Source organism: Pseudomonas sp. LTJR-52 (assembly GCF_003691465.1).
GTDB lineage: Bacteria > Pseudomonadota > Gammaproteobacteria > Pseudomonadales > Pseudomonadaceae > Chryseomonas > Chryseomonas luteola.
Map to the genome: position 1 here is coordinate 1,222,110 of NZ_CP033105.1, position 26,621 is coordinate 1,248,730.

The window sequence follows — 26,621 nt, forward strand, 5'->3', positions numbered from 1 at the left end:
TGCCTCCACGAGCTTTTACGTCAGGCGATAGCCGCCTCGACTAATTGTACGATACGTTGCAGCCCTGCTTCGCTATTGCCGTGCTGAATGTGAATACGTAAATGTCGACGACCTCGCTCGGCGAGCACGGAAAGGTCCCCTTGTGCCTGAGCGGCTTCGACGATGCCGAAGCTTACCTTGCGTCCGGGAATGGCCAGATCCTGCTGGGGTTCGGCGGTAATCTGCAGGAAAACCCCGCTGTTTGGTCCCCCTTTGTAGGCTTGGCCTGTGGAGTGTAGAAAACGGGGGCCGAAGCCGCCAACGGTGGCGACACGGTAACGATCCCGTAACAGGGTCCGCAGCCGCGTCATCAGGGTTTCGTGGGCGCCGTTACGCTCGATATAGGCAAGCACGGCAGCGTAATCGCCCGGATTGAGGCGAGCAAAATGCTCCCGAAGTACCTGCTCGGCCGAGTCGCCGCTCAGGGGGGAATCGCTGTAGAACACCAGCTCGCCATCGGTGAAGAAGGGATTGCCGCTGGAAAGCTGTCCGGTTTTTTCATACTCATCGGTTAGCGCGCGCGTTTTGACCTTGCTGGCTTCGACGTCAGGCTGATCGAAAGGATTGATGCCTATCACGGCGCCCGCAATGGCCGTAGCCACTTCCCAGCGGAAAAACTCCTGACCGATAAGGTCAGGCCGCATCAGGCTTATGCGGATTACAGGCTGGCCGGCCTTTTCCAATGCCTCGACCTGGGCATCCAGTTCGCTGCCGTCGTTATCTGCACGCAGATAGACGAATAAACGATCATTGCTGTAATGGGAGGGATCAGCCGGGGGCTCCAGGTCGACCGGAATGATGCCTTTGCCCTGTTTGCCTGTGGACTCAGCCAGCAGTTGTTCAAGCCAGGCACCGATACTGGCGATCTGGGGCGAGGCGAACAGGGTCAGCTTGTCCCGCCCGGCCTTGACGGCTTCGCCCATGACTACACCCAGATAAACGCCCGGATTGATTGCAGGCGGTGCACTGGGATCGCATGCCAGCACCATGGGGCGGGTAATCTCGAACAGGCTGTCTACATCGTGTCCAAGCAGGCTCAGCGGTACGAGCCCAAAGGCCGAGAGCACCGAGTAACGCCCGCCAATGGTCGGGTCGCCATAGAAGAGGGTGCGATAGCCCTGCGCCTTGGCGCTGACCTCGAGCTTGGAGCCGGGATCGGTAATAGCAATGAAATGATGGCTGGCCTGATCCTCACCGAGCGCTTTGCAGGCAGCGTCGAAAAAGTAGGCGTTGAGAATTTCAGGTTCCAGGGTCGAGCCGGATTTGCTCGATACCAGAAACACCGTGCAGGCATAATCAATAGACTGCTCCACGGCGGCAATCTGAGCCGGGTCGGTGGAGTCCAACACCAGCAGGCGCAGGCCTTCAGGTGTGGTGCCCAAGGTTTTCGCCAGCACTTCCGGTCCCAGGCTGGAGCCACCCATGCCCAGTAGAACGGCGGTGGTATAGCCTTCGGCTTTGAGCGATTGCTCCAGTATGACCAGAGCGGAGGTATTGATATGCGGCTCAGTAGCGGCTTTTAACCAGCCGCCCCATTTCGCTTCGTCCTGACCGGTCCAGAGGGAAGCATCCATGTGCCATAGCCGACGTGACCAGCCTTCGCGGCGGGCCTGCTCAAGCTGCTGCTCGACGGCTTGGGACAGGTCTTCTGGCAGGCTGAACTTAGCCTGGTTGAGTTTACCGGCCAGCAGTTTGACGCGCTTGGCACCCACAGCACCGAGCAGATCGTCAGCTGCATCGGAGAAAAGTTTGGCGCCTGCCTTTACTAGGTCTGTCGTTATGCCCGGCAGATCCAGCCCGAACCGCTCGGTGGCTTCGAGTGTGGCGCGGGCTTCATCCAACCCTGTAGTGAGGGTTTCCTTGACCGTACCATGATCACGAAAGGCATCCATGGTCTTGGGCGGCATGGTATTAACGGTGTCCGGTCCGATCAGCTCATCGACGTACAGTGTATCGGGATGGTCGGGATTCTTGGTGCCGGTAGAGGCCCATAGCAATCGCTGAGGTTGAGCACCTTTGGCAGCCAGGACTTGCCAGCGTTCGCTGGCTATCATGGCCTGATAATCAGCATAGGCCAGTTTGGCGTTGGCAATAGCAACCCGACCCTTGAGGGACTTGAGCGTTGCGTCGTCATTCCCGGCTTTCAGCTGCTCATCAATCTTTTTCTCGATTTCCGAATCGATCCGGCTGATGAAAAAGCTGGCGACACTGGCTATGCGGCTGATGTCTTCTCCGGCCTGAATACGCGCCTCCAGCCCAGCCATGTAGGCCTCGGCAACAGCGCGATAGGATTCGCGGGAAAACAGCAGTGTCACGTTGACGCTGATCCCTTCGGCAATCAGTTGCTGGATGGCTGCTGCGCCCGCTTCGGTACCAGGCACCTTGACCATCAGGTTCGGTCGATCGACAGCCTTCCAGAGCCGACGTGCCTCTAACAGGGTGGACTCGGTATCCATGGCCAGATAAGGCGATACCTCCAGGCTGACGTAGCCGTCCTTGCCGTTTAAACGGTCGTAGACAGGCCGCAGAATATCGGCGGCCTGTTGGATGTCTTCGACCGCCAGGTATTCATATACGTCGACCGGTGAGGCATCGGCGCGATTGAGAAAGCGCTCCAAAGAGGCATCGTAATCGGTGCCATGCCCCATGGCCTTTTCAAAGATGGATGGATTGGAGGTAACGCCGGTCAGGCCATCCCGCTCGATGAGCGTCTGCAGCTCACCCTTGCGAAGAAATTCCCGGCTGACGAAATCCAGCCAGACGGCCTGACCGGCCATACCCAACTCTCGCAAGAGGCTGCTCATCATGACCTCCCGGCGTTCGCCTGTTCAGTGGCCAGTTTGACAACGTTTTCAACGGTAAAGCCGTACTTCGCCTGTAGCTTGCCGATCGGTGCAGAGGCACCAAAGCTGTTCATGACGACCATGGCACCCTTGCGGCCTACGTAACGCTCCCACCCCATCGGGCCAGCCTGCTCGACGGCAACCCGACCGGTTACGTCATCAGGCAGCACGCTTTCTTTATAGGCTTCATCCTGCTGCTCGAACAGCTCCCAACACGGCATGGAGACGACACGCGCCGCTATACCGTTTGCTTTGAGCTGCTCATAAGCCTCGACACACAGACCGACTTCACTGCCGGTACCCATGATGATGACATCTGGCTTGCCGTTTTCGGCATCCGCCAAGACATACGCACCACGCGCCGTACCTTCCGCCGAGGCGTAGCGAGTGCGGTCAAGCGTCGGCATGGGTTGGCGGGAGAGGACGATGCAGGAGGGGCGGTTGGTCTGCTCGAGCGCAACCTTCCAAGCCTGGACGGCTTCGTTGGCATCACCGGGACGCAGGGTCAGAAGACCGGGGGTTGCCCGGAGCTGAGCCAGCTGCTCGATAGGCTGGTGAGTAGGTCCGTCTTCGCCGACACCAATGGAGTCGTGGGTAAAGACGAACACCACGGGCAGCTCCATGATCGAGGCCAGGCGAATCGGCGGCTTCATGTAGTCGCTGAACACCAGGAACGTCGCCGTAAAGGAGCGCAGGTAGCAGAGGGCAAGGCCGTTGGCGATAGCGCCCATCGCGTGTTCACGTACGCCATAGTGGAGGTTGCGACCGGCGGGTGTCTGCGCTGAGAAGCTTCCAGCGCCGTCAAAGGTCAGCTTGGTCTTGGTAGAGGGCGCCAGATCCGCCGAACCGCCGATCAGCCACGGGATCTTGCTGGCGAAGGCGTTGAGTGCCTTGCCACCGGATTCACGAGTTGCTACGCCCTTAGCGTTGGCTTCGAACTCTGGAAGTGCATCCATCCAGCCTTCAGGCATTTGACCGGCGCGCATGCGGTTGAGCTCGTCTACAAGGGTAGGCTCCTGCTGCTCAAGCGTTTTCAGCGCTGCCTGCCATTGCTCGTATTGGCTTTGCCCGCGCTCAACCATCTGGTCGCGCAGCCAGGTTCGTGCATCGTCCGGCACCAGGAAGTCAGCGTCTTCAGGCCAGTCATAGGATTTCTTGGCGAGGCGGATTTCATCAGCGCCCAGTGGCTCGCCATGGGCGGCGGCCGTGTTGTGCTTGTTGGGTGCACCATAACCAATGATGCTGTCGACGATGATCAGGGTTGGCGCATCATCATGGGCCTGGAAATACTCGATGGCCTGGCCAAAGGTCAGGGCGTCGTTGGCGTCCTTGACATGGACCACGTTCCAACCATAACCCTTGAAACGTGCGCCAACGTCTTCGCTGAATGTCAGGTCCGTGTGGCCCTCGATGCTGATGGTGTTGTTGTCGTAGATCCAGCACAGGTTGGACAGCTTCAGGTGCCCGGCTACCGAAGCCGCTTCACCGCTGATGCCTTCCATCATGTCGCCATCGCCACATAGCACGTAGACGTTGTAATCGAAGAGGGTAGCGCCGTCACGGTTGAAGCGCTGTCCGAGCCAGCGTTGGGCCATCGCCATGCCAACGCTGTTAGCACACCCCTGGCCCAGCGGGCCGGTAGTGGTTTCCACGCCGGTAGTCATGCGGTATTCAGGGTGGCCGGGCGTCTTCGAATCCATCTGGCGGAACTGCTTGATGTCATCCAGGCTGACGGCCGGGTTGCCGGAGGGCTGGCCATGCTCGTCGATCTCGGTCACACCGGCCAGATGCAGCAGCGAATACAACAGCATTGACGCATGACCTACAGACAGCACAAAGCGGTCGCGGTTGGGCCAGTCCGGATGCTCAGGGTGGTAGCGCAGGTACTTGCTCCACAACGTATACGCCACGGGCGCCAGGGCCATTGGTGTGCCAGGGTGGCCTGAGTTGGCCTTCTGCACGGCGTCCATGGAAAGGGTGCGTATGGTGTTCACGCACAGCTGATCACGCTCGATGTTGGGGTCGTTGGAAAAAGTGGTGTTGGCAGAGCACATTGCGGATTCCTCGATTGGAGCGTGGAAGCGAATGGCCGGGATGCCGTCTCGCGGCTCGTCATGGTGCAGGCGATAGGCAAGGACAGCAGCTCGGCTGACCGGGCATGCGGGTTGTCCAGGCGCAGGGCCTGGGCTGGCGATCCGACCGATAGGCTAGCCTTAAGCTACTTCTCGACAGCTGATTCGCATGCGACGGAACAGTACTAGGAGGTGTGAGCTTTCAGGCGGGCGTTTGTTCCTCTCATTTTGCGAGAGAGTGCGTTGAAGGTCTTTAAAGGTATCAGGCCGATACGCGACGACCGGGCACGTGATCCAAACAGCCAGCTTCGTTATCATAGGCGCTGACTTTTCTCCTGCGTCCTTCGGGGCGCCGCACCGAGCCCAGCATGAAACAGTACCTAGACCTGATGCGACACGTGCGTGAGCACGGCACCTTCAAAAGCGACCGCACCGGCACCGGCACCTACAGCGTGTTCGGCTATCAGATGCGCTTCAACCTGGCCGATGGTTTTCCCATGGTCACCACCAAGAAGCTGCACCTGCGTTCCATCATTCATGAGCTGCTGTGGTTTCTCAAAGGCTCGACCAATATCGCCTACCTCAAGGAAAACGGCGTTTCCATCTGGGATGAGTGGGCCGATGAGAACGGTGACCTCGGCCCGGTCTACGGTTATCAATGGCGGAGCTGGCCCGCGCCGGATGGCCGTCATATCGACCAGATCGCCAACGTTATCGAGATGATCAAGAAGAATCCCGACTCGCGCCGGTTGATCGTCTCCGCCTGGAACCCTGCCCTGGTGGATGAGATGGCCCTGCCGCCGTGCCATGCGCTGTTCCAGTTCTATGTGGCAGATGGCAAGCTCTCCTGCCAGCTCTACCAGCGCTCGGCGGACATTTTCCTGGGTGTGCCTTTCAATATTGCCAGCTACGCGCTGCTCACCATGATGGTGGCGCAGGTCACGGGTTACGAGCCGGGCGAGTTCATCTGGACGGGCGGTGACAGCCACCTGTACGCCAACCATCTGGAGCAGACGGACCTGCAACTGACCCGCGAGCCGCTGCCCCTGCCTACCATGAAGCTCAACCCAGCGGTCAAAGACCTGTTCGAGTTCACGTTCGATGACTTCGAGCTGGTCGGCTACGAATCCCATCCCCACATCAAGGCGCCCGTCGCCGTTTGATACGCCACCGGAACGCCCTGCCTGGGTAGGGCGTTCCGGTTCTGAAACTGTTCATCCGCTCGACTTACAGCTCATCCAGCCGCGTGGCACGTGTCTGCGTGAAGCCTCGGTTATGCTTGCTCAGTGGCGAGTTAGGGTCCAGCAGCGAAGTTCGGATGAAGTGCAGGTAACTGCACACGCGGCGCAGCGGCGAGCGTTCGAACTGACCCGAGTTGGGCTCCTGATGAATCTGGGCGGCCTGTGCCGTCTCGATGGCATGGTCTACTGCTGACAAGGCCCGCTCCATATGCTTGAGGCTGGGTTGCACGAACAGGCGGATCAGGGCGCGTCCCATGATGCGAATAGCCTGTCGCCAGGGTCTCGATTCCTGATAGCAGGGGTGCAGGGGCAGGTTTTCCTGTTCGTAGCGCAACTCGATGATGGCATGACCAATTTCCAATGACAGGAACATCCAGCGCAGAAGCTGGCGCTGCACGGCGGTATGACCGGTGGAAAGTACATAGGCCTGGTTGAGCAGGTCGCGGGTACTGCTATCGAAGCCTGATGCCAACCCCTTGAGCTTGCCGCTGATGGCATAGACGACCCGAATGCGTAAATCCTGCTCGAGACGTCCCCATAGCCATGGGCGATTAGGCGGCATGATCACCGCAGCGGCGACCGTGGCGATAAAAGCGGCGAGCAGATAGGACAGGTACTGATTGAAGAAGGCATTGGCATCATACAGCGTGACGTTGGCCGGCAAGGCCGCCGAGCAGAACCACACCATCAGCCCTGTGCCATAGCCTGCCCACTGGGGACGGGTGATGAAAAACGCGCCAATGGCAAACACCGGCGAGAGCGCGTAGAACAACAGGGGAAAGCCATCCAGTTGGGGCAGCACCCAGAACACCAGAAAAAAGCCGGCCAACGAGCCGGCCAATGTCCCGACGGCCAATTGCAGGCAGTAACGGCGTGGGTTGGGCGAAGTAGATGAAAGCGCCGAGATCAGGACGGCTGCCAGCGCACAGGTATCACCGCTGGGCCAGGACGTTTCGATCCAGAACAGCCCCAGCACGAGAACCACCAGGGCGCTGCGTATACCGGAAATGGCCGCTGCCATGCGGTTGGCCACGGGGGTGAAGCTTTCCGGGGGCGGCGTCTTGGGTGGCTTGGGACCGTTCAGGGTGGCATAGGCCAGGCAGTAGCTGTAGAGGTCTTCGGCAAAGCGGTAGAGCAGTTCGGCGGCCGTGTTGAAGTCCAGCAGGTCGCTGTCCCCAATCTGTTGATCCTGAAGCTGCGTTCGGCCCTCGCGAATAGACTGCATCAGCGGCTCACGGTGCAGCGCGAGCTTTTCTGCCAGACGGGCCGCGTCGGTCTCGGTAGTCAGCCGCTCACCGAACGGTGCAAGCAATGTGGTGATCTCCGAAAGGCAGGGCGAGAAGGCGTCCAACAGGAGCGGGCGCTGGCGCATCCGGGTCAGCAATTGATTCAAGGCATGGAAGCGGGTGTTGAGCTGCATGAACTGGCTACCCAGATTAGCCAGCCGTCCGCTGCGCTGACGCAGGTGTGGATCTTCAAAGGCGCTGGCGCTGCGCAGGCTTTCAAAGCCTACGGACTCGGCCGCAAAGCGTGCCGCCAGGGTTTCGAACTGTTCGCGGGTCAACGTGCCGCTCAGACCCTCATGAGCCATGCGGGCGAAATCACGAAAACGCAGGGAAAGCGTATTACGCAGCACGGTGCGGGTCGTCTGCGGCAGGACGATAGCGCTGACTGCACCGGTGCAGCAGATGCCCAGGCCAATCTCCAGTACACGCCACAGGGCCTGCATAAAGGCATTTTCCGGATGGCTCGTGGCTGGCAAGCCGATCAGGCTGGCGGTGTACCCGGCCAGTAGAAAGGCATAACCGCGAAAGTCGCGATAACGTGCAGCGCCCGCCGTACACAGGCCTACCCACATGGCCAGCGAGCCAAGCAGCAGGACCCGCTCCTGGGCAAAGAGGGCAATGAACAACACCATCACGCTCAGGCCGACCAGCGTTCCGATGATGCGATAGAAACTCTTGGCCAGCACCTGTCCGCTTTGAGGCTGCATGACGATAAAGACGGTGACCAGTACCGTACTGGGTTGGGGTAGCTGCAACCGGTAGGCCAGCCAGAGTGCAATCAGTGCTGTCAGCAGCGCCTTGAAAATGAAGGCCCAAGTAATGCCATCGGTACGGGCCCATTCCAGCAGGGCACGGCGCCAGGCCGAGCGGCTCGGTAATCGACTGGCAAGAGAAATAGCGCGCAACGGTAACCTCGACGCTCAAAGGGCGCACGGAGTGAATCAGTCAGGGTGAAGAACAGCGTTGCAGTCAGCGCAGGGCGATAGCGCACTGACCGTGAAGCGGCGGCAAGATCTTCTTGAACAGACGAGACAGCGGCCTGAACAGACGAGCTGACAGGGGCGTTACGATCAGATAAGGCGGAGCGGGAAGCGGAAGCGTTTTCCGAAACAGTTGCAGCACGGTGGCCTACTCAAACAGTCACTAGCTCAGACGAGCGCTATCCATTCTATGTAGAGCAGGGTGGCGGGAATAAGCAGGAAAATCGTGAAGGATTATTAACTGTAAAGCGAGTAATCAAAGGGTAGGGAGTTGTGCCAGAATTTGCCGCTCTGAGAGGAGTACGATGGACAATCTCTTTAACATGCGTGCTTTCATGTGTGTTGTGGAAGCCGGCAGCTTTACCGCGGCGGCCCAACGCCTTGAGCTTACCACCGCCTACGTTTCCAAGGCGGTCACCAATCTGGAAACACACCTTCAAACCCGTTTACTTCACCGCACTACCCGTCGGATCGCGCTGACCGAGGCGGGGGAACGTTACCTGCAGCGTTGCCAACAGATCTTTGCCTACATTCAGGAGGCGGAAGCCGAAGCCAGCCATGCCCATGCGCATCCGGTGGGCAAGCTCAAGGTTCATACCATGACCGGCTTGGGCCAGCATTACCTGATCAAGACGATTGCCCGCTACTGCGAGCAATACCCTGAGGTGAACTTCGACCTGCGGCTGACCAATACGTTTACCGATATCCTGGAGGACGGCTACGACGTCTCTGTAATCCTGGCCTCCCAGCTCAAGGATTCAGGCTACTTTTCCAAGCGACTGGGCAGTACCCACAGCATTCTGTGCGCATCGCCAGCTTACCTGGAAAAATACGGCACCCCCCAGACGACGGCTGCCTTGCGTCAACACCGTTGTCTGCGCTTGGTGAACAAGGCTATGTCGCTCGATAAATGGCTGTTCCAGGGGCCCAAGGGCGAAGAGCTGGTCACGATTGATCAGACCCTGTTCCAGGTCAATACGGCGGATGCCCTGATGGAAGCCATCGCTTCTGGCATGGGCATCGGGGCGCTGCCGATCTATGCCGCCGTCAAGGGGCTCAAGGACGGGACGCTACAGCAGGTCCTGCCAAACCACAGCCTGTACCCGCTTAACGTTTATGCGTTGTATCCGTCTCGCCAGTACCTGGATGCAAAGATCCGGACGCTGGTGGACTTCCTGCGCGATACCTTGCCGGGGCTTCTAAAGGCCGACGAGCAGGCTGTGAAGCGGCTGTATGAAGAAGGCCCGGTCAGCGCCTGATGATTAGTCAGGCTGCTGCGCCAATTGCTCGGCCAGGTCTTTGATCTGCTCGCGGCGGTTGGCGTCTCGTAGCTTGTGGGAAGCGTTGAGCGAAGACCACTCCGGATGGGCGCGGGCGTGATTCAGGGCGGCAGGAAGCTTGCCCTCACGCCAGCGCTGATCCTCAGGTGTTTCCACTTCGATAGCCTTCATGGCTGCGTGACCGCGGGCATCGAGTGCCTTGACCAGTTGACGCTGGCGTAGGGCGAGCAGGCGTAACACGGCATCGTCCACGGTCAGCTCCCGCTGGCCGCGTAGCTTGCCGAGCAGGCGTTGACCATAATGACCGCCGGTTTGCAGCAGCCCGCCTGCCAGGGCGCCCAACGCTGTTGCAGCACCCAGCATCAAGCCACCCGCCAATAGGTCGATACCGGCACCTGCCGCAGCACCGGCAGCAACACCCCCGGTCAGGCGGATACCCAGAATGCGCAGGGTTTCGGGGTTGAATAAATCATCTCCCCAGCGGCCATCCAGTAATGGAAGGTCAGCGGCGCGTGCATCGCCCGAGCGAAAACCGTACAGCTTGAGTAAGTCCTCCACGCAGCGCTGCTCACGCTTACGCAGATCGTCCCGCAGTCGTTGAGTCGCGGCCTTTACCGCGTCGTCCTCTGGCGGCACTACATAGCGGCAGGCGGCGGCGTCGATCAGCAGTTCGGCGATGAGCTGTGCCGCGCTGTGCTGACGTGCCACTGCCTGGGCTTCGTGATCGGCAATCAAACGCTCCAGGCGTGGACGCGCCGGCTCGATGAGTAAGGCCAGGCTTTCATACAGACGGCGCTCGCCATCTTCAGGCGGAGCAACACTGTCGAAGCGCACCAGGGCATGCAGCCCGAGGCGTGCCAGTGCGGTGCGCCATTCTTCCTCGCGATGCTGCTCGGCTGCCACAAAGTTCAAGACGGGCAGCAGCGGCTTGCCGCACCCGGCCAACACGGCCAGTTCATCCTTGTATTTGGCGAGTACCGGCTCGCGGGCATCGACGACATAGAGCCCGGCATCCGAGCTGCGCAGCTGGCGCAGTACCTTGGCCTCCTGCTCGAAGCGGTTGCGGGCCTCGGCGGTATCGAGGAAACGCTCCACGCGAGCGGGGCCGTCCAAGCGCTCGCCGGGGCGTTCGAGCTGGTCAAGGTAATCCCGTAGAGCGATGGCATCTTCCAGACCCGGCGTATCGTAGAGTTCGATCAGGGCTTCGCCGTCCACGGAAAGCCGGACACCCTCTACATGACGCGTGGTACTGGCGCGATGGGAAACCTCGCCAAATCCGATGTCGCGGGTCAGTGTTCGCAGCAGGGACGTCTTGCCAACATTGGTATGGCCCACAACAGCCAGAACGAGCGGTTGGGTCATGGACGTTCTCCTGAGGCGCAGCAGGCGTTGTTGGGCATCGCCTCGCTTACTCCAACCGCGTTCAAACGCCACTTATTCATGTCCAGTCTCCAACCATTCCAGCGGAGACCGTTCTCCGTGGGGAAGTGCCATTCGATCCAGCCCCTGGCGCCAATCATCGAGGCGGTCGGCATCCAGTTGGGCGTCTGCAGGCGCAGGTAGCAGCCAGACGCGGGTAGTCCCTGCGCAGCGGGCCAGTTCGCCGATCAGGGACAGGGTGCCTCGGTCCGGTGAACGACGGGGATCGCAGGCAATCACCAGGCGTACGGGCGGATAACGGGTGAGTTGCTCCAGCAGGCGGCGACGCTGCTGTCCGTCGTCCAGCACACCGGCGTTGCGCACCGTGTCCGGCAGCGCGGGTGGCCAGGTGTGTGTGTCGTCCAGCTCAATCGCGACCAGCACAGCACTTTCACCGGCAATTTCGAGGTTACCGGCAGACGGCTCCGGCAGCTGCTCAGGCGCAGCGTCGTTGACGCCCAGACGCTCGGTGGTGGGCATCAGCTTTTCACGCAGCAGTACATAGCCGGGCTGCTCAATATCCAATATCAGTTGCTGGCGGCGGCGTTGCCATTGCCAGAGGCAGAGGGCAAAGAGAAGCGCGCGGGGAATGAGGCCATAGACAATCAGCACGCCTACCAGCCAACCGGCCCAGGCATGACGTGCCGCCTCAAGCCCCTGTGCCGCGTTGCCACTGGCACGAATGGTCTCGATATCCGGCATGGGAAAACCCAGCAATGCAGGCAGCGCACCCAGCGCGTGAGTCATGGTGACAAAGGTATCGCTGCTCAGAATGGTGGTTTCCCAGATAAAGCTGTAGCTGCGGGTCGCCAGCAGGGCAAGCAGGATGCCCAGTGCTGCACTCAAGGCCAGCAGCCAGAGCCCATGCACCAGTGTGCCTAGCCCCCAGCGCACCAGCCGTTGACGACCAAGGAGAATAAGCAGTGCCGGGCCAAGCTGGGCTGCGCGAGCATCCCGGGCCAGCTTGCCGGCCAGCCACAGCCAGAGGCGGCCCAACACACTGGCGCTGCGTCCACCGCCGAAAAAGCCGATCAGCCATAACAGCAGGGTCAACAGGTGCAGGCCCAACAGACTGCCTAGGGCCCAGAAGACATTGACCGGGCGCATGCCATCGCCCAGAGCGCCAAAACCGAGGCCGGCACCGGACAATATGGCCAGAAAGGCGAGCAGCCAGAAGGCGAGGGTGGCACCCTGACGCCAATGGCGACGGGCTTCGATGAGGCCGTCACGCTGGCCTAACAGATAGGCGCGCAGGTTCAGGCGCTGTACAAAGCTGCCGCCGGCGGCACGCGCACGGCGGTTGGCCTCGCTGTCTTCCAGCGGACCGGCTTCTTCCTCGGTCAGGCGGACGGCTTCGGTCAGCCAGAGTGCATCAAGGGTGGAATCGGAAGGGGCAGTAGTGGGTTCGGTCACTCGTCAAACTCGTCCTGGGGATGCGCGGAGGATAACGGGTCGGCATCCGGCGTGTTAACTGGCAAGCCACTGGCAAGGCGGTTGTGCTCTGCTATGCTGCGCGGCTATGAACAAGACACTTCCTCTCAGCTTGATCGTGGCGGTCGCCGACAATGGCGTGATCGGCCACGAAAATCGTCTGCCTTGGCACTTGCCGGCAGAACTCAAATACTTCAAGGCCGTGACCTTGGGCAAGCCGGTGATCATGGGTCGAAAGACCTGGGACTCGCTGGGTCGTCCATTGCCAGGGCGTTTGAATCTGGTCGTCAGCCGTCAGACCGATCTGACGCTCGAAGGTGCCGAAACCTTTACATCGCTGGATGATGCGGTGACGCGAGCCGAGTCCTGGGCCCGGGAGCAGGGCGCCAGTGAGGTTATGCTGATCGGCGGGGCGCAGCTCTTCATCGAGGCGCTGCCTGATGCGGATCGTTTCTACCTCACCCGTGTGGCGCTGGAGCCGGAAGGGGATGTGTATTTCCCCGAATGGGATGAGCAGCAGTGGCAGCGGGTATCGCGTGACGAGCACCCGTCCGAGGATGGCCGTCCGGCATATGCGCTGGAAGTATGGGAACGCAAGCGCTAGGCGCTGCTCATGTTGATTGCCTGTAAAACGGGGCGCCTATCAGGCGCCCCGTTTCGTTCTAGAAATACTTCAACCAGGTGATATCGCGGCGGCGCGCCTTGAGGTGGGCAAACCAGCGAACCGGCCAGTAGAGCACAAAAGCCAGCACGATGGCACCGATCCACAAGGCCCAGACATGGTCAAAGCCGAAGTACGTTCCCTGATTGAGGCCGAACAGGGCAACGGCAATCCGGTACAGCACGCCCAACACGTACAGGTGCAGGATGTAGAAGAACATCGGTGCCGCGCCAAACACGGTAAACCAGTGCAGCAGACGGCTTTCCGGCTTGCGCTCGAACAGCACGAGTAATAACAGGCCCAGGCCCAGTGTGAGCGAGAGGAATAGCAGGGAGGGTGGGTACTTGGTGATGTTCAGAAAGCTCATCACCGTCAGCAGGGGTGTTTCTCCGGTGACCCACTGCTGCGCCTGACCATAGCCATTGATCATCCGCAATACCAGGAAGAGCAACAGGGCGCCAATTCCCCAGCCTAACAGACGCTTCTGGCGCTCGGACGGGTTCAGCTGGGTAAACCACGGGCCCACGGCATAGCCCAGCGCAATCACGCCAATCCAGGGCAGAAGCGGATAGGACGTGCGCAGCCGCAGGCTTTCGCCCAATTCGATCCAGCCGCGGTCATGCAATATCGCCCATGGGACATGGAAGGGCGAGCCTGCCGGAAAATGCACCCCGTCCAACAGATTGTGCCCGGCTACCAGCACGAGGCCGATGGCGATCAGCGCTACGCGGGGCAACCAGACCAGTGCTGACAGCATGATCATGCTCAGGCCAATGGCCCACATCACTTGCAGATAGATCACCTTGGGTGGGAACTGGAACGTCCAGGCCAGGCTGACCAGCGTAAATTCCAGAATGACCAGAAATAGCCCGCGCTTGAACAGGAAGCTGGAAACCGCAGCCCGATCATTGTGCTTTGCGCCATAAAGAAAGGCACCCAGGCCTGTCAGGAAGACGAAGACCGGTGCGCACAGGTGACTGGCAATCCGGCTGAAGAACAGGTCAGGTGAGGTCGAGGCGACATCCATGGGGTCGATGACCTGCCGATGCAGGAAGAACGTTTCGCGAACATGATCGAGCAGCATGAATACAATCACGAGCCCGCGCAGGGCATCGATGCTTTTGAGGCGGTGGGACGTTGAGGTCATTTAAGGTCGTTCCATGAGACACATCAGCAGATAGTGCGATCTGTAATGTTATCTTATTTCAATGATATATCCCTGGTTCTGCCACATTTGGTTACGGTTTGGATGACCCCTGTGATTATCTGAATAACGCTCAAGATCCTGATTTTTCTACCTTCAAGCCAAAAGGACTTTTTCGCTTCGCTTGTGGAAATAAAATTCCAAAATAGAAAACATGGAAAAAATGTTTGATTAATGCGTGAAGACGTTTTAGGCTGATTTCAACTCGTTCAGCACCCCGGTGCGAAAGACCGCAGGCCGATAAAAATAAATAGGAGCCACCATGGGCGACACAACCTTTGCCAATGGACGTCAGTTGGATGTCATCTGTCTTGGGCGCCTTGGCGTCGATCTGTATGCACAGCAGATCGGGGCACGGCTCGAAGATGTGAGCAGTTTTGCCAAGTACCTGGGCGGCTCATCCGCCAACATCGCCTTCGGCACCGCCCGGTTGGGGTTGAAGTCCGCCATGCTGACCCGCGTCGGCGATGACCATATGGGCCGCTTCCTGGTGGAATCTCTGAACAAGGAAGGCTGTGATACCCGGGCCATCAAGGTCGACCCCGAGCGGCTGACCGCCATGGTCCTGCTGGGAATCAAGGACCGTGAAACCTTTCCTCTGGTGTTCTATCGCGAAAACTGCGCCGACATGGCGCTGCGCGAGGAAGACATCGACGAATCCTTCATCGCTTCAAGCAAGGCCTTGCTCATCACCGGTACGCATTTCTCCACCGAGGGCGTCTACAAGGCGAGCAGCCGTGCGCTGGACTATGCCGAGAAGCACAACGTCAAGCGTGTACTGGACATTGACTATCGTCCGGTACTTTGGGGTCTCACCGGTAAGGCGGATGGTGAGACCCGTTTTATTGCCAATGCACAGGTAAGCGCCCATGTTCAGCGTATCCTGCCGCGTTTCGATCTGGTCGTCGGAACTGAAGAAGAGTTCATGATTGCCGGGGGCTCGGATGATCTGCTGACTGCCCTTCGCAAGGTGCGTGAAGTCAGCGAGGCGACACTGGTGGTCAAGCTGGGCGCCCTGGGCTGCACCGTGATCCATGGCGAGATTCCAGAGCGCCTGGAGGACGGTAGCATCTACCAAGGCATCCGTGTGGAAGTGCTCAACGTGCTGGGCGCAGGTGACGCGTTCATGTCCGGTTTCCTGCGCGGGTGGCTTACCGGCGGTGATGATGAGCGCTGCTGCCAGCTGGCCAATGCCTGTGGTGGTCTGGTCGTCTCCCGTCATGCCTGTGCACCGGCCATGCCTACCCTGGCGGAGCTCGATTATTTCTTCAACAGCCCAATACCGATTACCCGACCGGATCTGGACCCTGCGCTCAATCGCCTGCATCAGGTAAGCGTGCCGCGCAAGACCTGGCAACCGCTGTACATCTTTGCCTTCGATCACCGCGGTCAGCTGGTGGAGCTGGCGCAGCAGGCCGGGCGCGACCTCAAGGCCATTCCCGAGCTGAAGCAGCTGTTCATCCGTGCCATCGAGCGGGTGGAAGCGGATCTGAGGGAGAAAGGCGTGCAGGGCGATGTTGGTTTGCTGGCCGATGAGCGTTTCGGCCAGGATGCCCTCAATACGGCAACGGGGCGTGGCTGGTGGATTGCCCGTCCGGTGGAATTGCAGGGATCGCGTCCCCTGGCGTTCGAGCATGGCCGTTCCATTGGCAGCAATCTCATCAAGTGGCCTCAGGAGCAGATCATCAAGTGTCTGGTGCAGTTTCACCCGGACGATGAGCCTGAGCTTCGCCTTGAGCAGGAAGCTCAGCTCAAGGGGTTATACGAAGCGGCTCAGGTCAGCGGGCATGAGCTGCTGCTGGAGGTGATTCCGCCGAAGAACCACACCTCCGATCAGCCGGATGTGCTCTACCGCGCCATCAAGCGGCTCTACAACATCGGAATCTACCCCAACTGGTGGAAGATCGAGTCCCAGCCTGAGGCGGTGTGGGAAAAGTTGGATGAACTTATCACCGAGCGCGATCCGTATTGCCATGGGGTTGTGCTGCTGGGACTCAATGCACCGGCCGAAGAGCTGGCTGAAGGGTTCCGTCATGCCAGTGCCAGCAAGACCTGTCGCGGGTTTGCCGTTGGCCGGACGATCTTTCAGGAGCCGAGCCGCGCCTGGCTTGCCGGTGAGATCGATGACGAAGCGTTGATCAGCCGGGTGCAGTCGACCTTCGAGTTCCTGATCAAATCCTGGCGTGAGGCTCGCCGCCTGGGCTGATACGTCTCGACTTTTCGCACTACCAGACAACAACAAGATTAGGTGTGGCAACCATGACGAATTCACCGGTCAAGATCGGGATCAATCCGATCTCCTGGAGCAATGACGACCTCCCTTCGCTGGGTGGCGAAACCCCGCTGAGCACAGCGCTGCGCGAGGGCAAGGAGATCGGTTACCAGGGGTTTGAGCTCAACGGCAAGTTTCCCAAAACGCCGGAAGGTGTGCGTGACGTGCTGGGCGAGTACGGGCTGGAGCTGGTGTCCGGCTGGTACTCAAGCCTCATGGCGCATCGCAGCGCAGAAGATGAAATCAAGGGCATTGCCGAGCATTGCCGCCTGTTGGCCGAAAATAACGCCAAGGTCCTGGTATATGGCGAAGTGGCCGGTTCCATTCAGAGCAAGCGGGTCCCTCTGGTTGAGCGTCCACGCTTTTATACAGACGAGCAGTGGAAGGTTTACGGCGACAAGCTGACGGCTCTGGCACGCTTCACCCAGTCCCAAGGGGTGCGTCTGGCCTACCACCACCATATGGGTGCCTATGTGGAGTCCCCCGAGGACATTGATCGGCTGATGGAGGTGACTGGCGAGGAAGTCGGGCTCCTGTTCGATGCTGGTCACTGTTACATGGGCGGTGGCGATCCGCTGGCCGTATTAAAGAAACATATCGACCGCGTTTGCCATGTGCACTTCAAGGACGTTCGCAAGAATGTCGTGCAGCTGGCCCGTAACAACCAATGGAGTTTCCCGGATTGCATCGTCAACGGCACCTTTACGGTGCCCGGCGATGGCGATATCGATTTTGCGCCACTGCTCGACACCTTGTATGCCGCTAATTACCGCGGCTGGCTGGTAGTGGAGGCCGAACAGGATCCGGCCGTGGCACCCAGCTATCTCTACGCCCAGAAAGGGTATGAAACGCTGCGCGCACTGGTATCCCGCGCCAATGCTCGACTCACCCTTTATTAAGAGGAGGTTGTATGGATTTGCTCGTCAAAGGCTCCGCTGAACGCCGCACGCTGGTCCAGGTACCTGACAACGCACTCGAATACGTGGGCTTTTCGGCCCATAAGCTCAAGGATGGCGATGAGCTGCCTGTGAACGGACAGGACAGGGAAGTGTGCATCGTACTGCTGACTGGCAAGGCGACCATCAAGGCGAACCACCCGCAGAAGGGTGCGTTTGCCTGGGAACACATTGGCGATCGCCAAAGCGTGTTCGAGGACAAGTCACCCTATGCAGCTTATCTGCCGCCCGCTACCGAAGCCCTGGTGGTAGCCCACGGTAATGCGGAAATTGCTGTATGTCTGGCGCCGGGCAATCCAGAAGAAACGTTGCCGCCCCGGCTGATCGAGCCGGCGACCATGAAGCGTTCAACCCGAGGCAAGGACGCCAACACCCGTTACGTCTGCGACATCCTGCCGGACACGGCCGAGGCGCATTCGCTGCTGGTGGTGGAAGTGATCACGCCGTCTGGTCATTCCTCCAGTTATCCGCCTCACAAGCACGAAACGGATGACCTGCCGGCACAGAGCTTTCTGGAGGAGTCTTACTACCACCGTCTGAATCCGCCCCAGGGCTTTGCCTTCCAGCGTGTCTACACCGATGACCGCAGCATCGACCAGGCGATGACTGTGGAGAACAACGATGTGGTACTCGTTCCCAAGGGCTACCACCCGGTTTCCGTACCCTGGGGATACACCTCCTACTACCTCAACGTGATGGCCGGGCCCAAGCGTGTCTGGAAATTCCATAACGACCCGGCCCACGAGTGGTTACTTCAGGGCTGATCCGCTTCAACACCGAACTCCCGCCATGGTTGGCGGGAGCCACTACAACGCGCCTCAGGGAGTGCACGAGCCGAATGCACGATCAGAAGCAACTTCGTAGTAGCTGACTTCTGGAAACCCAAGAACAAGAACCAGAGCGAGCGATATGACGATCCCTACTTCCACCCATGCACATCGCCATGACATCGGTTATGTGCTGAGAATCTGCGCCGTGGCGGCGTTAGGCGGCGTTCTGTTCGGGTATGACACTGCCGTCATTTCCGGCGCCGTGGACTCGCTGCGTGCGTATTTTTCCTTGTCTGCGGCCGAGACCGGTTGGGCAGTTTCCAATGTGGTCATCGGCTGCATCGTCGGTGCCTTGAGTGCAGGCTGGGTAGCCGGTTGCCTGGGTCGCAAGAAAGCGCTCGTTCTGGCCGCTGTGCTGTTTACCGTGTCGGCGGTAGGGGCTGCGGTGGTCGACAGCTTCGTCTGGTTTGTCATCTACCGCATGATTGGCGGGTTGGCCGTGGGTCTGGCGGCTACGGTCTCGCCCATGTATATGTCCGAGGTCTCGCCCAAAGGCATGCGGGGGCGCGCCCTGGGCATGCAGTCGATTGCCATCGTCGCCGGCCAGGTGATCGTCTTTACCGTGAATTACCTGATTGCCCGTGATGTAGCAGCGGAGTGGCTGGTCGACTACGGCTGGCGCTGGATGATCGGCTCCGAAGTCGTGCCCTGCATTCTCTTCTGCATCATGGTATTCACCATTCCGGAGTCGCCCCGCTGGCAGGTGATGGTCGGTCAGGACGATAAGGCCCTGAAGACGCTGACACGTATTTCCAACGCCGAGCATGCCGGGCATCTCCTGGCAGAGATCAAGGACTCATTGAAGCAGGACCGCCAGGGCTGCCCGCAAAAAGTGGAGCTGCGCAGGTCCGGCTTGGGGGTGATCCTGTTTGTCGGGTGCATGCTGGCCATGCTTCAGCAGGTCAGCGGCGTGAACGTGATGATGTATTACGCACCCATGGTACTCAAGGGCGTCACCGCCAGCACCGAATCCGCGTTGTTCCAGACCATCTGGATTGGTGTGATGCAGCTAGTGGGCACGCTGATCGGCGCCTGGTTGATCGACCGCGTCGGCCGGATTCCGCTGATGAAGTACGGCACCATCGGCTCGGTCAGCGGACTCCTGATCACCTCTTACGCCATGTACACCCATCAGGACGGCTACCTGACGCTGTTCGGGATGCTCCTGTTCATGCTGCTGTATGCGCTGTCCTGGGGGATCGGCACCTGGGTTCTGATCTCCGAGATTTTCCCGAATCGTCTGCGCTCGATGGGGATGAGTGTGGCCGTGTGCAGCATGTGGATTGCCAACTTCCTGGTGACCCAGACGTTCCCGATGATCAATGACCATCCCTACCTGATGAGCACATTCAATGGTGCCTTCCCAATGTGGCTGTTCGCAGGCTTTGGCGTGTTCAGCTATTGGTTCGTCATCCGTTTCGTCCCTGAAACCCGTGGTGTATCGCTGGAAAAAATGGAAGGCGTGATGCTGACCAAGATTCGCCGTCAGCCCATGCCAGCTAGTACTCGGAAAACCGGTCAGGCCTTGTCATCCAAGCCTATTTGATAAGAGCGGATCGCGGTAAGGATCCATTGGTTTTGTTAGCTACGCCGTGCTTCGAGCGGCCCCGAAGGAGTTCGACATGAGTCAAGAAACAGTCATCGGCCATTACATCAATGGTCAGGTCCAGGAAGCGGGCACCGAGCGTTACAGCGATGTGTTCAATCCGGCGTTGGGGCAAGTGAAGGCCCGTGTAGCCCTGGCGACCAACCAAACGGTGAATGAAGCTGTCGCAGCCGCCAAAGCCGCGTTTCCGGCTTGGTCCGAACAATCGGCTCTGCGCCGTTCGCGCATCCTGTTCAAGTTCAAGGAGCTGTTGGACAAGCACCACAAGGAGCTGGCGCAGCTCATCACGTCTGAACATGGCAAGGTCCTGTCCGATGCCATGGGTGAAGTCACCCGCGGCATCGAGGTTGTCGAGTTTGCCTGCGGTGCGCCCCATCTGATGAAGACAGCGTTCACCGACAACATCGGTGGTGGCATCGACAACTACAACATGCGTCAGGCGCTGGGCGTTTGTGCCGGGATCACACCGTTCAACTTCCCGATCATGGTGCCGCTGTGGATGATTCCGATGGCATTGGCCACCGGCAATACCTTTATCCTCAAGCCTTCCGAGCGCGATCCTTCCGCCAGCCTGCTCATGGCGGATCTGCTCAAGCAGGCCGGTTTGCCCGATGGTGTGTTCAACGTGGTACAGGGCGACAAGGAAGCTGTGGACGCCTTGCTACAACACCCGGATGTCGAAGCCATCTCCTTCGTGGGTTCCACACCCATCGCCGAATACATCTACCAGGAAGGGACCCGCCGCGGTAAGCGTGTTCAGGCTCTGGGTGGCGCCAAGAATCACATGATCGTCATGCCGGATGCCGATCTGGATCAGGCGGCCGATGCCTTGATCGGTGCGGGTTACGGCTCCGCCGGTGAGCGCTGCATGGCGATTTCCATCGCCGTGGCCGTAGGTGATGTGGGCGACAAGTTGATCCAGAAACTTTTGCCCCGCATCGACAATTTACGCGTACGCAACGGCATGGAAGGCGACGCCGACATGGGCCCGCTGGTGACCGCTCAGCACAAGGCCAAGGTCGAGGGGTACATCACCAAAGGTGTTGAGGAAGGTGCGCAACTGATCGTTGACGGTCGCAACTTCAAGGTGCCGGGTGCCGAGAATGGCTTCTTTGTTGGCGCAACCCTGTTCGACCAGGTCAAGCCCGAGATGACCATCTACAAGGACGAGATCTTCGGCCCAGTGCTGGGCATCGTGCGCGTGCCGGACTTTGCCTCGGCCGTCGAGCTGATCAATGCCCATGAATTTGGCAATGGCGTGTCCTGCTTTACCACCGACGGTGGCGTGGCCCGCGCGTTTGCCCGCTCCATCCAGGTGGGCATGGTCGGTATCAACGTACCGATTCCTGTTCCCATGGCCTGGCATTCCTTTGGTGGCTGGAAGCGCTCCCTGTTTGGCGACCACCACGCCTATGGCGAGGAGGGCATCCGCTTCTATACCCGTTACAAGAGCGTCATGCAGCGCTGGCCCGATAGCATCGCCAAGGGTGCCGAGTTCAGCATGCCGACCGCCAAATAACCCATACCCTAAACCAGCACTGCGTTTATCGAATCCTGGAGAACAACAAGATGAGCCAGCCCTTACGTTTTGCCCTTAACCGCATGGTTGCCCCACGCCTGCCGCTGGAAGAGTTCATTTCGCTTGCCACTACCCTCAATGCCGATGCCATCGAAATCCGCAATGATTTGAAAGGTATCGAGATCGAGGACGGCACCCCAGCCCAGCGTGTACGCCAGCTGTGCCAGGAGAAGGGCATCCGTGTGCTGTCGATCAATGCGCTGTATCCCTTCGATGTGTGGAATGACGAGCGTCGTGCCCAGACGTTAAAGCTGGCCGCCTACGCCCGCGACTGCGGCGCCGAAGGATTGGTGATGTGTCCGCTCAATGATCCCAAGGATCCACGCAGCGAAGCCGAACGCGCTCGTGATTTGCGTACGGCGCTGACCGAACTGGCGCCTATCCTGCGTGAGCACGGCATCCTGGGCTTTGTGGAGCCGCTGGGCTTTGAGGAATGCTCGCTGCGCCGCAAGCGTGATGCCGTAGACGCTATCAATGCCGTAGGCGGGCGCGATGTGTTCCGTGTCGTGCATGACACCTTCCACCATCATTTGGCAGGTGAGCAGGAGTTCTTCCCTGAGATGACCGGTCTGGTGCACATCTCGGGTGTGGAGGACGGTGCGCTGCCGTTGAACACCATCCGTGATGGCCACCGCGTGCTGGTGGGCGAGGCCGACATCCTGGGCAATGCCGCACAGGTTCGTGAGCTGCTCAAGCTGGGCTATAACGGCCACCTGTCGTTCGAGCCGTTCGCCGAAAGCGTCCATGCGCTGACGGATATTCAGCCGTCATTGCTAGCCAGTATGCAGCATCTGAAAGCACGTGTAGACGCTGCCGAAGGGCAGGCGGCCTAAGCAGAGACAGTACCTATAACAAAGGGCAAGGCAGGGCGGCACATGTCGCCCTGTACTCGACCCCAGGCGTGGAATTGAAAGGGTGACAACATGAGTACAACACGACTGACCATGGCCCAGGCGCTGGTGAAGTTTCTCGATAACCAGTACGTGAGCGTCGATGGGGTTGAAACCAAGTTCGTCAAAGGCATCTTTACCATCTTTGGTCACGGCAACGTGCTGGGGCTTGGACAGGCACTGGAACAGGACCCGGGTGAGCTCATCGTCCATCAGGGCCGCAATGAGCAAGGCATGGTTCATGCCGCCGTGGGCTATGCAAAGCAGAAGCTGCGTCGCCAGATCTATGCCTGCACATCGTCAGTCGGCCCGGGGGCGGCCAACATGATCACGGCGGCAGCCACTGCAACCGCCAACCGTATTCCGGTGCTGCTCCTGCCGGGGGACGTCTACGCCAGCCGTCAGCCTGATCCGGTGCTGCAGCAGATCGAGCAGTCCCATGATCTGTCCATCAGTACCAACGATGCCTTCCGGGCTGTCAGCAAATACTGGGATCGCATCGCCCGTCCCGAGCAACTGATGACCGCTGCCATCAATGCCATGCGCGTGCTGACCGACCCGGCCGAAACCGGTGCCGTAACCCTGGCCCTGCCGCAGGACGTGCAAGGCGAAGCCTACGATTACCCGGATTACTTTTTCCAGAAGCGCGTGCACCGCATCGACCGCCGCCCAGCCACTGAGGCCATGCTGGACGATGCCGTGGCGCTGCTCCAGGGCAAGCGCAAGCCGCTGCTGATTTGTGGCGGTGGGGTCAAGTACTCAGGCGCAGCCGAAGCCCTGCAGCGCTTTGCCGAGCGCTTCGAAATTCCGTTCGCCGAGACCCAGGCGGGTAAGAGCGCTATCGTCTCGGCCCATGAGCTGAACGTGGGCGGCATTGGCGAAACGGGGTGTCTTGCAGCTAACCTGCTGGCCAAGGAAGCTGATCTGGTCATTGGCGTTGGCACCCGCTATACGGATTTCACCACCTCGTCCAAGTGGATCTTCCAGAATCCAGACGTCCAGTTCATCAACCTCAATGCCAGTGCCTTTGATGCCTACAAGCTCGACGCCGTACAGGTCGTGGCTGACGCAAAGGTAGGTTTGGAGGCGCTAGGCGAGGCATTGGGCCGCACCGGTTACAAAGCGCAGTGGAGCGACGCACCGCAGCAGGCTCGTGCCAGGCTCAAGGAGGAGATCGACCGTGTCTACAGTGTTGAATATGCCACTGAGGGCTTTGTGCCGGAGATCGATGATCACCTGCCACGTGCCGTACTGGAAGAGTTTGTTGAGCTGACCGGTTCCAGCCTTACCCAGAGCCGCGTGCTGGGCGCACTGAACGAAACCCTGGCTAACGACGACATTATTGTCGCGGCCGCCGGAAGCCTGCCGGGAGACCTGCAACGCGCCTGGCGCAGCAAGGGCACCAATACCTATCACCTGGAGTACGGCTACTCTTGCATGGGCTATGAAATCAATGCAGCGCTGGGCGTGAAGATGGCCGAGCCCGAGCGAGAGGTTTATGCCCTGGTTGGGGATGGCTCCTACATGATGCTGCACTCCGAGCTGGCAACGTCCATTCAGGAGCGCCAGAAGATCAATGTGATTCTCCTGGACAACATGACGTTCGGCTGCATTAACAACCTGCAAATGGAGCACGGCATGGACAGCTTTGGTACCGAGTTTCGCTATCGCAATCCAGAGACCGGCAAGCTCGATGGCGGCTTTGTCCCGGTGGATTTCGCCATGAGCGCCGCCGCCTATGGCTGCAAAACCTACCGTGTGAAGACGCTGGACGAACTTCATACCGCGCTGGAAGACGCGCGTCGGCAGACGGTCTCCACGCTGATCGATATCAAGGTCCTGCCCAAGACCATGATTCATAAATACCTCTCCTGGTGGCGCGTCGGTGGTGCCGAAGTCTCCACCAGCGAGAAGGTCCAGGCAGTGTCACGCATGCTCAAGGAGAACACTGCCAAAGCGCGACAGTACTGATTTGCAGGGCGCCGATGGGTTGAGTGCAGCGATGCCTATCACGCCCGGTATTACCCCAACGTTTTTCGAACAAGAATTCCAAACGGAGAATGACCATGACACTGCGTATCGGCGTAATCGGAACAGGGGCTATCGGACAGGATCATATTCGTCGGTGCAGTCATGCACTGGTGGGCAGTACAGTCGTGGCGGTCAACGATATCAATCAGGAGCAGGCCGCCAAGGTTGTCCAACAGCAGGGCATCGAGGCTGAGGTCTATGCCAGCGGCCACGACCTGATCAATGCATCGGAAGTGGACGCGATTCTCGTCACCTCCTGGGGGCCAAGCCATGAAGAGTTCGTGCTGTCGGCCATCGCGGCCAGCAAGCCGGTCTTCTGCGAAAAACCGCTGGCCGTCACGGCAGAGGGCTGTAAGAAAATCGTCGAGGCTGAGATAGAGCATGGCAAGCGGCTGGTGCAGGTCGGTTTCATGCGTCCTTACGATCAAGGCTATCGCGCGCTCAAGGCCGTGATCGACAGCGATAAGATCGGCGAGCCGCTGATGATTCACGCGGCGCACCGCAACCCGACGGTAGGCGAGTCCTATACCACCGAGATGGCCATCGTCGACACGCTGATCCATGAGATTAATGTCTTGAGCTGGCTGCTGGACGATCAGTATGTGTCAGCCCAGGTCATTTATCCCCGCAAGACGTCCCAGGCATTTGCTCATCTGAAGGACCCACAGATTGTCCTGCTGGAAACTGCCAAGGGGACCCGTATCGACGTGGAAGTCTTCGTCAATTGCCAGTACGGCTACGACATCCAGTGCGAAGTCGTCGGCGAGCGTGGCATTGCCAAGCTGCCGGAGCCTGCTTCCGTTCAGTTGCGCAGCGGTGCCAAGTTGTCCACTGAAATCCTCATGGATTGGAAACAGCGTTTCATCGATGCCTACGACGTGGAGCTGCAGGCGTTCATTGACGGTATCAAGGCGGGCAAGATCACCGGTCCATCCTCATGGGATGGTTACACCGCCGCCGTGACCGCCGATGCCTGCGTGGCTGCCCAGCGCAGCGGCGCCATCGAGCCGATCCGCCTGCCACAGCGTCCTGCCTTCTACGAGTAAGCCTTCCATAACAGATAAAAGGCCTCTCCTTCAGGGGAGGGGCCGCCACAGGAGAACAGATCATGCGTATTTGTCTGGACCCGAACATGTACCGTTTCCTGCCCATCCCCAAGATGGTGGATAAAGTAGCGGAGCTGGGTTACGAATACATCGAACTGTCCCCGCGGGACGATTTCCTGCCGTTCTACAAGTACCCACGCGTCGACAAGGCTCGGATCCGTGAATTCAGAAAGGCACTGAGCGATACCGGTGTAAAGCTGTCCTCGCTGCTACCGGTCTATCATTGGGCTGCACCGGATGAGGAGCTGCGCAAGGCAGCGGTTCGTAACTGGAAGCGCGCTATCGAGATCTCCGTAGAAATGGACTGCGATCTCATGAACACCGAATTCAGTGGTCAGTCGGACCAGCCGCTGGTGTGCGAAAACCAGTTCATGAAGTCCATGGAAGAGCTCCTACCAATCTTCGAACGCGAAGGCATCAAGCTCGACATCCAGGCGCATCCCTATGACTTCAGCGAGCGCAACAACGAGTCGGTCGACCTGATCCGTGGCCTCGACAAAGACTTCGTGAACTACCTGTACGCTGCGCCACACACCTTTTTCTACGATGACGGCAAGGGCGATATCGCCTCGATGCTGCATTACGCCGGGGACAAACTGACCCACGTGATCATTGCCGACACCTGGAATCATCGAGCTTCGTCGGGTCTGCGCTATATCGTCAACCCACCAGGCGTCAACGCCACCGTCCACCAGCACTTGGATATCGGGCAAGGCGAAGTGGACTGGGAGGCCTTCTTCTCTACGTTGCGGGAAATGAAATTCGACGGTATCGCTACCGTCGCCGTCTTCGGCTTTGAAGACCGGGCCGATGAGTCGAGCCGCTTCATGCTGGAGCGCGTCAAGCAGGAACTCGGCTAATACGTCCTTCTGGCCGGGAGTGTTTGCAGGCTCCC

General features: G+C 59.4%; 19 protein-coding genes. 12 read left to right on the forward strand and 7 right to left on the reverse strand.

Annotation, left to right across the window (positions count from 1 at the left end):
- Positions 1-20 precede the first annotated feature (20 nt).
- Together EAW52_RS05540 and tkt are read right to left on the reverse strand one after the other, a co-directional pair.
- Positions 21-2,843 carry a bifunctional transaldolase/phosoglucose isomerase gene (locus tag EAW52_RS05540; protein WP_122041720.1) on the reverse strand — a complete coding sequence of 941 codons (2,823 nt, stop codon included), beginning with the start codon at positions 2,841-2,843 and terminating at the stop codon, positions 21-23.
- On the reverse strand, positions 2,843-4,936 hold the full coding sequence (gene tkt / locus EAW52_RS05545; RefSeq protein WP_122041721.1) for a transketolase: 2,094 nt from the start codon (positions 4,934-4,936) through the stop codon (positions 2,843-2,845). Before tkt ends, EAW52_RS05540 begins: the two co-directional genes overlap by 1 nt.
- Before the next feature lie 386 nt (positions 4,937-5,322).
- Between tkt and EAW52_RS05550 the strand changes: the two genes are divergently transcribed.
- Positions 5,323-6,117 carry a thymidylate synthase gene (locus tag EAW52_RS05550; RefSeq protein WP_010795651.1) on the forward strand — a complete coding sequence of 265 codons (795 nt, stop codon included), beginning with the start codon at positions 5,323-5,325 and terminating at the stop codon, positions 6,115-6,117.
- A gap of 64 nt (positions 6,118-6,181) precedes the next feature.
- Here EAW52_RS05550 and EAW52_RS05555 read toward each other — a convergent pair whose 3' ends face one another.
- Positions 6,182-8,386, reverse strand: a complete 2,205-nt coding sequence (locus tag EAW52_RS05555) for an FUSC family protein (protein WP_122041722.1) — start codon at positions 8,384-8,386, stop codon at positions 6,182-6,184.
- 64 nt (positions 8,387-8,450) lie between these two features.
- The gene (locus EAW52_RS25850; protein ID WP_159435093.1) at positions 8,451-8,603 is read right to left on the reverse strand and encodes a hypothetical protein; all 153 of its coding nucleotides are present in this window, start codon (positions 8,601-8,603) and stop codon (positions 8,451-8,453) included.
- Positions 8,604-8,766: 163 nt separating this feature from the next.
- On the opposite strand from EAW52_RS25850, the gene EAW52_RS05560 reads away from it, so the two are divergent.
- The gene (locus tag EAW52_RS05560) at positions 8,767-9,720 is read left to right on the forward strand and encodes a LysR family transcriptional regulator (RefSeq protein WP_074822273.1); all 954 of its coding nucleotides are present in this window, start codon (positions 8,767-8,769) and stop codon (positions 9,718-9,720) included.
- A 3-nt stretch (positions 9,721-9,723) separates the two neighbouring features.
- On the opposite strand, the gene EAW52_RS05565 is transcribed toward EAW52_RS05560, so the two are convergent.
- Positions 9,724-11,103 (reverse strand): DUF3482 domain-containing protein, encoded by a 1,380-nt coding sequence (locus EAW52_RS05565; RefSeq protein WP_122041723.1) that lies wholly within the window; start codon positions 11,101-11,103, stop codon positions 9,724-9,726.
- A gap of 72 nt (positions 11,104-11,175) precedes the next feature.
- Complete coding sequence (locus EAW52_RS05570; RefSeq protein WP_122041724.1) at positions 11,176-12,573, reverse strand: DUF2868 domain-containing protein; 1,398 nt, start codon at positions 12,571-12,573, stop codon at positions 11,176-11,178.
- Positions 12,574-12,679: 106 nt separating this feature from the next.
- Here EAW52_RS05570 and EAW52_RS05575 point away from each other — a divergent pair, with 106 nt between their 5' ends.
- Positions 12,680-13,195 carry a dihydrofolate reductase gene (locus EAW52_RS05575; protein ID WP_010795645.1) on the forward strand — a complete coding sequence of 172 codons (516 nt, stop codon included), beginning with the start codon at positions 12,680-12,682 and terminating at the stop codon, positions 13,193-13,195.
- Positions 13,196-13,253: 58 nt separating this feature from the next.
- On the opposite strand, the gene EAW52_RS05580 is transcribed toward EAW52_RS05575, so the two are convergent.
- Positions 13,254-14,399 carry a DUF1624 domain-containing protein gene (locus tag EAW52_RS05580; RefSeq protein WP_122041725.1) on the reverse strand — a complete coding sequence of 382 codons (1,146 nt, stop codon included), beginning with the start codon at positions 14,397-14,399 and terminating at the stop codon, positions 13,254-13,256.
- A gap of 319 nt (positions 14,400-14,718) precedes the next feature.
- Here EAW52_RS05580 and iolC point away from each other — a divergent pair, with 319 nt between their 5' ends.
- From iolC to EAW52_RS05625, 9 genes are all read left to right on the forward strand, one after another.
- Positions 14,719-16,662, forward strand: coding sequence for a 5-dehydro-2-deoxygluconokinase (gene iolC, locus EAW52_RS05585; RefSeq protein ID WP_122041726.1), 1,944 nt, complete (start codon positions 14,719-14,721; stop codon positions 16,660-16,662).
- 53 nt (positions 16,663-16,715) lie between these two features.
- Positions 16,716-17,627, forward strand: a complete 912-nt coding sequence (gene iolE, locus EAW52_RS05590) for a myo-inosose-2 dehydratase (protein WP_122041727.1) — start codon at positions 16,716-16,718, stop codon at positions 17,625-17,627.
- A gap of 11 nt (positions 17,628-17,638) precedes the next feature.
- Positions 17,639-18,448 carry a 5-deoxy-glucuronate isomerase gene (gene iolB / locus EAW52_RS05595; RefSeq protein WP_122041728.1) on the forward strand — a complete coding sequence of 270 codons (810 nt, stop codon included), beginning with the start codon at positions 17,639-17,641 and terminating at the stop codon, positions 18,446-18,448.
- A gap of 145 nt (positions 18,449-18,593) precedes the next feature.
- Complete coding sequence (locus EAW52_RS05600; protein ID WP_122041729.1) at positions 18,594-20,060, forward strand: sugar porter family MFS transporter; 1,467 nt, start codon at positions 18,594-18,596, stop codon at positions 20,058-20,060.
- Positions 20,061-20,136: 76 nt separating this feature from the next.
- On the forward strand, positions 20,137-21,639 hold the full coding sequence (locus tag EAW52_RS05605; protein WP_122041730.1) for a CoA-acylating methylmalonate-semialdehyde dehydrogenase: 1,503 nt from the start codon (positions 20,137-20,139) through the stop codon (positions 21,637-21,639).
- Between the two features lie 50 nt (positions 21,640-21,689).
- The gene (locus EAW52_RS05610) at positions 21,690-22,532 is read left to right on the forward strand and encodes a TIM barrel protein (protein ID WP_122041731.1); all 843 of its coding nucleotides are present in this window, start codon (positions 21,690-21,692) and stop codon (positions 22,530-22,532) included.
- Between the two features lie 90 nt (positions 22,533-22,622).
- Positions 22,623-24,560: a 3D-(3,5/4)-trihydroxycyclohexane-1,2-dione acylhydrolase (decyclizing) gene (iolD, locus tag EAW52_RS05615; RefSeq protein ID WP_122041732.1), complete on the forward strand. Its 1,938-nt coding sequence runs from the start codon at positions 22,623-22,625 to the stop codon at positions 24,558-24,560.
- A gap of 95 nt (positions 24,561-24,655) precedes the next feature.
- Positions 24,656-25,666 (forward strand): Gfo/Idh/MocA family protein, encoded by a 1,011-nt coding sequence (locus EAW52_RS05620; RefSeq protein WP_122041733.1) that lies wholly within the window; start codon positions 24,656-24,658, stop codon positions 25,664-25,666.
- A gap of 62 nt (positions 25,667-25,728) precedes the next feature.
- Complete coding sequence (locus tag EAW52_RS05625) at positions 25,729-26,586, forward strand: sugar phosphate isomerase/epimerase family protein (protein ID WP_122041734.1); 858 nt, start codon at positions 25,729-25,731, stop codon at positions 26,584-26,586.
- Positions 26,587-26,621 lie beyond the last annotated feature (35 nt).

Excerpts from the sequence above, each read along its gene's own strand:
- EAW52_RS05540 (WP_122041720.1), bottom strand. The coding sequence starts at position 2,843 with ATGAGCAGCCTCTTGCGAGAGTTGGGTATGGCCGGTCAGGCCGTCTGG.
- tkt (WP_122041721.1), bottom strand. The coding sequence starts at position 4,936 with ATGTGCTCTGCCAACACCACTTTTTCCAACGACCCCAACATCGAGCGT.
- EAW52_RS05550 (WP_010795651.1), top strand. The coding sequence starts at position 5,323 with ATGAAACAGTACCTAGACCTGATGCGACACGTGCGTGAGCACGGCACC.
- EAW52_RS05560 (WP_074822273.1), top strand. The coding sequence starts at position 8,767 with ATGGACAATCTCTTTAACATGCGTGCTTTCATGTGTGTTGTGGAAGCC.
- EAW52_RS05565 (WP_122041723.1), bottom strand. The coding sequence starts at position 11,103 with ATGACCCAACCGCTCGTTCTGGCTGTTGTGGGCCATACCAATGTTGGC.
- EAW52_RS05575 (WP_010795645.1), top strand. The coding sequence starts at position 12,680 with ATGAACAAGACACTTCCTCTCAGCTTGATCGTGGCGGTCGCCGACAAT.
- EAW52_RS05580 (WP_122041725.1), bottom strand. The coding sequence starts at position 14,399 with ATGACCTCAACGTCCCACCGCCTCAAAAGCATCGATGCCCTGCGCGGG.
- iolC (WP_122041726.1), top strand. The coding sequence starts at position 14,719 with ATGGGCGACACAACCTTTGCCAATGGACGTCAGTTGGATGTCATCTGT.
- iolE (WP_122041727.1), top strand. The coding sequence starts at position 16,716 with ATGACGAATTCACCGGTCAAGATCGGGATCAATCCGATCTCCTGGAGC.
- iolB (WP_122041728.1), top strand. The coding sequence starts at position 17,639 with ATGGATTTGCTCGTCAAAGGCTCCGCTGAACGCCGCACGCTGGTCCAG.
- EAW52_RS05600 (WP_122041729.1), top strand. The coding sequence starts at position 18,594 with ATGACGATCCCTACTTCCACCCATGCACATCGCCATGACATCGGTTAT.
- EAW52_RS05605 (WP_122041730.1), top strand. The coding sequence starts at position 20,137 with ATGAGTCAAGAAACAGTCATCGGCCATTACATCAATGGTCAGGTCCAG.
- EAW52_RS05610 (WP_122041731.1), top strand. The coding sequence starts at position 21,690 with ATGAGCCAGCCCTTACGTTTTGCCCTTAACCGCATGGTTGCCCCACGC.
- iolD (WP_122041732.1), top strand. The coding sequence starts at position 22,623 with ATGAGTACAACACGACTGACCATGGCCCAGGCGCTGGTGAAGTTTCTC.
- EAW52_RS05620 (WP_122041733.1), top strand. The coding sequence starts at position 24,656 with ATGACACTGCGTATCGGCGTAATCGGAACAGGGGCTATCGGACAGGAT.
- EAW52_RS05625 (WP_122041734.1), top strand. The coding sequence starts at position 25,729 with ATGCGTATTTGTCTGGACCCGAACATGTACCGTTTCCTGCCCATCCCC.